We start from the raw sequence: 6,887 nt of genomic DNA, 5'->3' as shown, positions 1-6,887 counted from the left end.
ACGCCCAGTCCCAGCCAGGGGTTGCCCGTGGCGAAGGCGACGCCATAGGCGCTGACCGCACCCATCAGCATCATGCCCTCGATGCCAAGGTTGAGCACGCCTGATCGTTCGGCGAAAATTTCGCCGATCGTCGCAAAAAGAATCGCCGTGCCGGAGCGGATGCCCGCCGCCAGCAAAGTGACCAGAAAGGCTAGTTCCATGATTCAACTCGATGCACTTCGTCCCATTTTGATGCGATATTGCAGCAACAGCTCGCCGCCGACGACGACGAACAACACCACGCCCTGGAGCATCTTGGCGATGCCGGCCGGTTGGATCGCATCGCTGCCCACCAGGAGGCCGCCGAACAGGTAGGCGACCGGCACGATCGCCAGCGGGTTTAGCTTGGCGAGCCAGGCGACGATGATGGCGGTGAAGCCGTAGCCAGGAGAGAAACGCTCCTGCAGGCGATGGACGACGCCGGACACTTCCGCCATCCCCGCCAGACCGGCCAGTCCACCGCTCAGCAACATCACGGCGATGATCTTGCGCGCCAGATGCATCCCGGCATATTGTCCGGCGCGCGGGTTGTCGCCGATCACCTTGACTTCATAGCCCCACTTGGTGCGCTTCCAGACGACCCAGAGGAGGATGGCCACCGCCAGCGCTAGAAAGATGCCGGCGTGCGCCGTTATGCCGCGCAAGAAAGGAAAGTCGCCGGAATAGTCGGTGAAGCGAGGCAGCCAGGCGTTGCGAGGAAACTGCGGCGTCAACCCAAAACCGCGGTCGCTCCATGGCCCATAGATCCAGTAGTTGTTCCACAAAATCGCCACATAGGTCAGCATCAACGAAGTAATGATCTCGTTGATGTTCAACTTCGCCTTGAGCACGCCGGGGACGAACGCCCACAGCGCGCCGCCCACAAAGCCGCCGATGGCCATCACCAACAACATCAGGGCCTGCGGCGTGTCGCGCGGCAGCCAGAAGAGCGCAAAGCCGGTCGCCACCCAGGCGCCGATGAAGAGCTGCCCCTCGGCGCCAATGTTCCACAGCCGCATCCGAAAAGCGATGGAGACGCCCAGCCCGGCCAGGATCAGGGGCGTCGCCTTGATCGTCGTGTCAGACCAGCCGTGCGCGCTGCCGAAGGCGATGCTCGCCATCTTGTTGTAAACCACCCATGGATTGGCGCCGACCAGCCACAGCAGCAAGGCGCCGATCAGCAACGCCGCTGCAATCAAGATGAAAGGCGTCAACACCCGCAGCCAGAGGGGCTGCTCCAGCCGGCGCTCGATGCGCAATCCCAGCCGGCGTTGTTGAGGCAACGTCGTCGTTTGCGATGCCATCTTCATCCCTTGTCTTGCGTTGTAAGGCCCGCCGAGGGCGCGCGCCCGCCCGCCATCAATAAACCCACCTCGGTCAGCCCTGCGTCCGCTGTTTCAAATTCGCCCATGATGCATCCTTCGTAGAGCACGACGATGCGGTCGGAAATGGCGAAAATTTCGTCGAGGTCCTCGGAGATCAACAGAATGGCTGCCCCCTGGCTGCGTTCTTGCAGCAAGAGGCTGCGCACGCTTTCGGTGGCGCCGATGTCCAACCCGCGTGTCGGAGAGGCGGCGATCAACACCTTCGGTTGGCTGGAGATTTCGCGCGCCAGGATGACCTTTTGTAAATTGCCGCCGCTCAATTTGCGCACCGGCGTCTTGATGCTCGGCGTGAGGATGTTGAAGGCTTTCACCAGAGACGCAGCGGTGCGCTCCACTGCAGTTAGATCGAGAAATGGCCCTGCGCCCATTTCCGCTTTGCGGTAGCTTTTCAGAATCAGGTTTTCGGCGACGCTGAGATTGGGTGCACTGCCGGTCGTATTGCGATCTTCCGGAACATAGGCGACGCCGGCGTCGATCATGCGCCGCGCCGTCAGGTGCGTCATGCGTTCGCCTGCCACTTCGATGGTTCCTGCCGTGAGCGGACGCAGCCCGCAGATCACCTCCGCCAGCTCGCGTTGCCCGTTGCCTGCCACACCGGCGACGCCGACGATCTCGCCGCTGTGCACGGTCAACGACACATTGCGCAGCGCCGGCAACAGTTTATCGTCCAGTGCGCAGACGCCGTCAAGCCGGAGACGCACCTCCCCGCGGTGAGCGGGAGGCTTCTCCAGTTGAAAGAGCACCTGTCGCCCCACCATCAGGTTGGCCAGTTCAGTTTTGGTGACGCCTTGCGCCGACAAGGTGGTCACGACTCTGCCGCTGCGCAGCACCGTGATGCGATCGGCGATCGACAACACTTCCTCCAGTTTGTGGCTGATGAAGATGATCGTTTTGTTGTCCGCCGCCATCGACCGCAGGGTGACAAAGAGATTTTCCGCTTCCTGTGGAGTGAGCACGGCGGTCGGCTCGTCCAAGATCAGGATTTCGGCGCCCCGATATAAAATTTTAATGATCTCCACGCGCTGCTGCTCGCCCACGGAAAGCTGCCAGATTTTGGCGTTCGGATCGACCGGCAGGCGATACTGCTCCGCAATGCGGCGCACCTCTGCCGCCATGCGCTGAGGGTTCAGCACGAATCCAATTTCGCGTGCGCCCAGAAAGACGTTTTCGGCCACGCTTTGCGAAGGCGTCAACATAAAATGCTGGTGCACCATGCCTACGCCGTGACGAATCGCATCGCGCGGAGAATGAAACTCCACGACCCGTCCGTGGATGGCGATCTCTCCCTCATCCGGGCGATAGAGGCCGGAGAGGATGTTCATCAGGGTGGATTTGCCCGCGCCGTTTTCACCGAGCAGGGCGTGAATCTCCCCTTTGCGCACCTGGAAATCGATGCGGTCATTCGCCAGCACGCCTGGAAAGCGCTTGGTGATGCCGCGCATCTCGACAGCGTAGGGTGAAGTGGTCATGATTTGCGTCAAAAGCAGTGTTGGAATTGCGAGGTCGACGCCTACCGTGCACTGAGAGGAGAAGGGGGGCGGGGCGCAAGGTTTCCCCAGCGCCCCGACGCCCCCTAAGACCCAATTTATTGCGGAATCTCTGCGTCCGGCACAATGCCTTCGGCGAGCCAGTTCATGCAGATCGTGCAATCCTCGCGGCCCGGGATGCCCTGCAGGCCTTCCAGGTCAGACTGCGTCAAGGTGACGCCGGCCGGCACGATCTCGTTGCCCTTGTTGTCGCGGATCGGGCCGGTGAAGATGGTGAAGCGATTGACCTCGCCGCTCAACATTTTGGCCAGCAGCTCCTCGACCGCTGGAATCACCTCCGCCGGCACGCCGGGCAGAGGCGTCTGTCCTTCCATGAAGCCGAGCAACCCAAGGCTGCCGCTGTCCACATCAAAGTAAATATCTGCGCCGACAAAGGTGCCGTCGAGCATGCTCTGGACAAGACGGGTGTACTCCGGCCCCCATTCCCAGTAGGGGACGGTCAGACAATGCTCGGGGTCTACATCGCATGCATTGCGGCTGTCATAGCCGATGCCCCATTTGCCGCGCTCACCGGCCACCTGGACAGGGCCGGGCGTATCGGCGCCGGTGATGACGACGTCGGCGCCGGCGTCGAACAGGGATTCCGCCGCCTGGCGCTCTTTGTCTGGGTCAAACCACGTGAAGATCCAGCGCACATCCATCAGACAGTCCGGGCAGGTCTGGCGCATGCCCATAGCCGTGGCGTTGAGGTGGCGGATCACTTCCGGGATTGGGAAGGGCGCAATATAGCCGATGCGGTTGCCGCCGTCCGCCTGCGCTCGGGCGCCCGCAATCATCCCGGCCAGATATTTCATACTTTCCATGGCGCCGAAGAGATTGGCGAAGTTGGTGTCGTTGCGCTTGAAGCCAGAAATGTGCACAAAGTAGACGTCAGGAAATTCCTCTGCGACGGTTGCCGTCGGATCCATGAACCCGAACGAGGTGGTGAAGATGGCGTCGAATCCGGCGCGAGCCAGGTTGCGAATCACGCGCTCTGCGTCGGCTCCCTCAGGCACGCTCTCCAGATAGGCGGTGTGCACCACATCGCCCAGCGCTTGCTCGAGATAGAGGCGCCCTTCGTTGTGGGCGTACGTCCACCCTCCATCGCCGATCGGCCCTACGTACACAAACGCCACGTTAAATTTCCCATCGACAGGCTCAGGAATTTGCACGCCGCCGACGGCCGGAGCCGGAGCGGGCGCTTCCGCCTGGGGCGCTGCGGGCGCCATCCCCGGCTGAGGGGCGACGCAGGCGCTAAAAACCAGTGCAACGATCAACAGCACACCCACTGCAGACCATTTTTGCGTCCTCATCGATCCTTGTCCTCCTTCCAGAACGTTTTGTAAAGGTTTGTCATCTCCCGATCAAGCCGGAGTGCAGAAATCCTCTTGCGGCAAACTCGACTCAAACGGCGCGGCTCTCTCCGATCGCTCATTCCTGGCGACGACGCGTGATGAATGCGCCTAGGAACAGGGCGGCCAGAACAAGCCCTACGACCGGCAACGTGGTTGCACCCGATGAAAGGGCTATGCCGGTGCCGGGTAGGTCGCCCGGCGTCGACGGCGGAAGCGCCTCCTCGACCGGCTCCTCGGCGGCGGGCGTCGCTTCTTCCGTCGGCGTTTCGGTCGCCTCGGCTGTGACCTCCTCGACAGGCTCCTCGGTGGCAGTGGGCGTCGCCTCTTCCGTCGGCGCCTCGGTCGCCTCGGCTGTGACCTCCTCAGCCGGTTCTTCGGTGGCGGCGGGCGTCGCCTCTTCCAGCGGCTCTTCGGTCGCCTCGGGCGTCGGGGTGGGCGCCGGCGTTTCCGTCGGAGTATGCGTGGCGGTCGGCGTGTGGGTCGCAGTCGCCGTATAGGTCGGCGTCGGCGTATTGGTTGGAACCGGCGTCGCCGTAGGCGTAGCCGTCGCAGTCGGCGTGTCGGTTGCGGTCGCCGTGTGGGTGGGCGTGCTGGTCGGGGTCGGAATCTCGATGACCACCGGCGGGGCGGCGGCGCGCACCTTGCCGTCCAGCGTCACGCTTTCCACCGTGAGCGTGTAACGCCCACTCTCCGGCAGCGTGATGGTTGTTTGCCAGCGCCCCTGGGCGTCCACGATCGCTGCGCCCGCAATGACGCCGTTCACAAGCACGCGGAGAATGTCGCCCGGTGCGCCGGAGCCGGTGAGCACGGTCGCTCCCGGCGCATCGAAGCGGCGCTCGTCCAGGGTCGGCGCAACGGCGGTGGGCGTTGCGGTGTCGGTCGGCGTGGCGGTGGCAGTCGCCGTTGGGGTGGCGGTTGGAATCGGCGTCTCCGTCGGGGTCGCCGTGGGCGTCGGCGTCGGAACCGGCGTGAACGTCGGCGTGTGAGTCGCTGTCGCCGTGGGTGTGGCGGTGGGCGTAGGCGTGGCGGTGGGTGTCGCCGTGTCAGTCGGCGTCGCTGTCGGCGTGTCGGTGGCCGTCACAGTCGGCGTGTCGGTTGCGGTCGCCGTGTGGGTGGGCGTGCTGGTCGGGGTCGGAATCTCGATGACCACCGGCGGGGCGGCGGCGCGCACCTTGCCGTCCAGCGTCACGCTTTCCACCGTGAGCGTGTAACGCCCACTCTCCGGCAGCGTGATGGTTGTTTGCCAGCGCCCCTGGGCGTCCACGATCGCTGCGCCCGCAATGACGCCGTTCACAAGCACGCGGAGAATGTCGCCCGGTGCGCCGGAGCCGGTGAGCACGGTCGCTCCCGGCGCATCGAAGCGGCGCTCGTCCAGGGTCGGCGCAGCCGTGGAGGGCGTTTCTGTTGCAGTCGCCGTGGCCGTGTTGGTGGCGGTTGGCGTATCGGTCGGCGCCGCTGTATGGGTTGGGGTGGCGGTGCGAGTCGCCGTTGCCGTCGCCGTCGCAGTGGCCGTTGGGGTCGGAATCGGCGTTGCGGTCGGTGCGACCATCAGCGCCTCCAGATTTTCACGCAGCGGCAAGGGGAGCAAAATTTCGCCGATCAGATGCAGAACGCCGTTGCTGGCCTGAATGTCGCTTTCAAGCAGAGGCGCTCCGTTGACGCGCACCTGTTCGCCCAGCGTGGTGAAAACCAGCCATCCTCCTTGCTCAGAGCGGAGGGCGCCTTCCGCTGCAAGCTCATCCGCCGAAAACCGACCGCGCACCGTGTGATAGAGCAGGAGCGTGCGCAGCGCCTCCCTGTTGCTCAACAGCCCGGCGAGCAGGTCCGCAGGCAAGCGGGCGAAAGCTGCATTCGTCGGCGCAAAGAGGGTGAAAGGCCCCTCCCCGGCGAGGGTGGCGTCCAATCCCGCTGCAGAAAGGGCGGCGGCCAGCATCGATAGTTGCGGATTCGCCGCAACAGCGCCGCTCACGGTCGTCTGGAGGCTGGTTACGACAAACGCTTTCATCACAATGCGGTCGTTGACGCGCACCGGCGCATCCGGGCCGTCGGGAAACTCATAGACGCCTGGCTCGCCGGCGTCGAGATGCAGCATAGCGTGCAGAGTTTCGGTGAAGCCGGCGGGATCGATCGACACTTTGACATCGGTGCTGCTCCCGTCGGGAACTGCGCTGTAGCCGATGACCGGTCCCGGGGCGCCATTGGCATCGGCGTGAATCACGACCCAGCCGGGGCCGTTGCTGGTGACGCGGGCGATGTTGACAACGTTGTCCACGACAATTTGGTCGTCAACAACAATGTCGGGTGTAAATTGGGCGAGCACGGCGGGTGCAATCCCCAGCAGTGCAAATAGAATTAATCCAATTCGGAGCACATAAGTGCGTGTTGGCATTGGAACAACTCCTGACTTGCGGTGCGGTCTTGATGTTTCATTTTATCAATTGCCGGTCACAATCCAACGAGCGCTGTTTCATTTCAAGATTTTTCAAGAGGGATGCTTGCTGATGCCAGTGTATTGTAAATCACTTCATCGGCAAACGCAACGTTGGTGAAAGGCGCCGTTGCGCCCATGCGGAAGCGCCTAGCTCACTGCGGCGCCCCATGTT

Annotated in this window: 4 protein-coding genes and 1 pseudogene; all 5 read right to left on the bottom strand. The window is 63.2% G+C overall.

The genetic code is table 11. The annotated features are described in order from the left end of the window. Positions 1-200 (bottom strand): annotated as a pseudogene (locus Q0367_RS10790) (ABC transporter permease); the annotation flags it as partial. A 3-nt stretch (positions 201-203) separates the two neighbouring features. Continuing rightward, on the bottom strand, positions 204-1,322 hold the full coding sequence (locus Q0367_RS10785; protein ID WP_298982196.1) for an ABC transporter permease: 1,119 nt from the start codon (positions 1,320-1,322) through the stop codon (positions 204-206). A 2-nt stretch (positions 1,323-1,324) separates the two neighbouring features. Continuing rightward, positions 1,325-2,872 (bottom strand): ABC transporter ATP-binding protein, encoded by a 1,548-nt coding sequence (locus Q0367_RS10780; protein WP_298982194.1) that lies wholly within the window; start codon positions 2,870-2,872, stop codon positions 1,325-1,327. A gap of 116 nt (positions 2,873-2,988) precedes the next feature. Beyond that, complete coding sequence (locus Q0367_RS10775) at positions 2,989-4,242, bottom strand: BMP family ABC transporter substrate-binding protein (protein ID WP_298982192.1); 1,254 nt, start codon at positions 4,240-4,242, stop codon at positions 2,989-2,991. Positions 4,243-4,360: 118 nt separating this feature from the next. Then, the gene (locus tag Q0367_RS10770; protein ID WP_298982190.1) at positions 4,361-6,673 is read right to left on the bottom strand and encodes a fasciclin domain-containing protein; all 2,313 of its coding nucleotides are present in this window, start codon (positions 6,671-6,673) and stop codon (positions 4,361-4,363) included. Between the last annotated feature and the right edge of the window lie 214 nt (positions 6,674-6,887).

The organism is uncultured Caldilinea sp. (assembly GCF_937128415.1).
Classification (GTDB): Bacteria; Chloroflexota; Anaerolineae; order Caldilineales; family Caldilineaceae; genus Caldilinea.
This window is presented reverse-complemented; position numbering and strand designations above follow the sequence as displayed.

Coding starts and splice junctions, on each gene's coding strand:
- Q0367_RS10780 (WP_298982194.1), bottom strand. CDS start 2,872: ATGACCACTTCACCCTACGCTGTCGAGATGCGCGGCATCACCAAGCGC.
- Q0367_RS10775 (WP_298982192.1), bottom strand. CDS start 4,242: ATGAGGACGCAAAAATGGTCTGCAGTGGGTGTGCTGTTGATCGTTGCA.
- Q0367_RS10785 (WP_298982196.1), bottom strand. CDS start 1,322: ATGGCATCGCAAACGACGACGTTGCCTCAACAACGCCGGCTGGGATTG.
- Q0367_RS10770 (WP_298982190.1), bottom strand. CDS start 6,673: ATGCCAACACGCACTTATGTGCTCCGAATTGGATTAATTCTATTTGCA.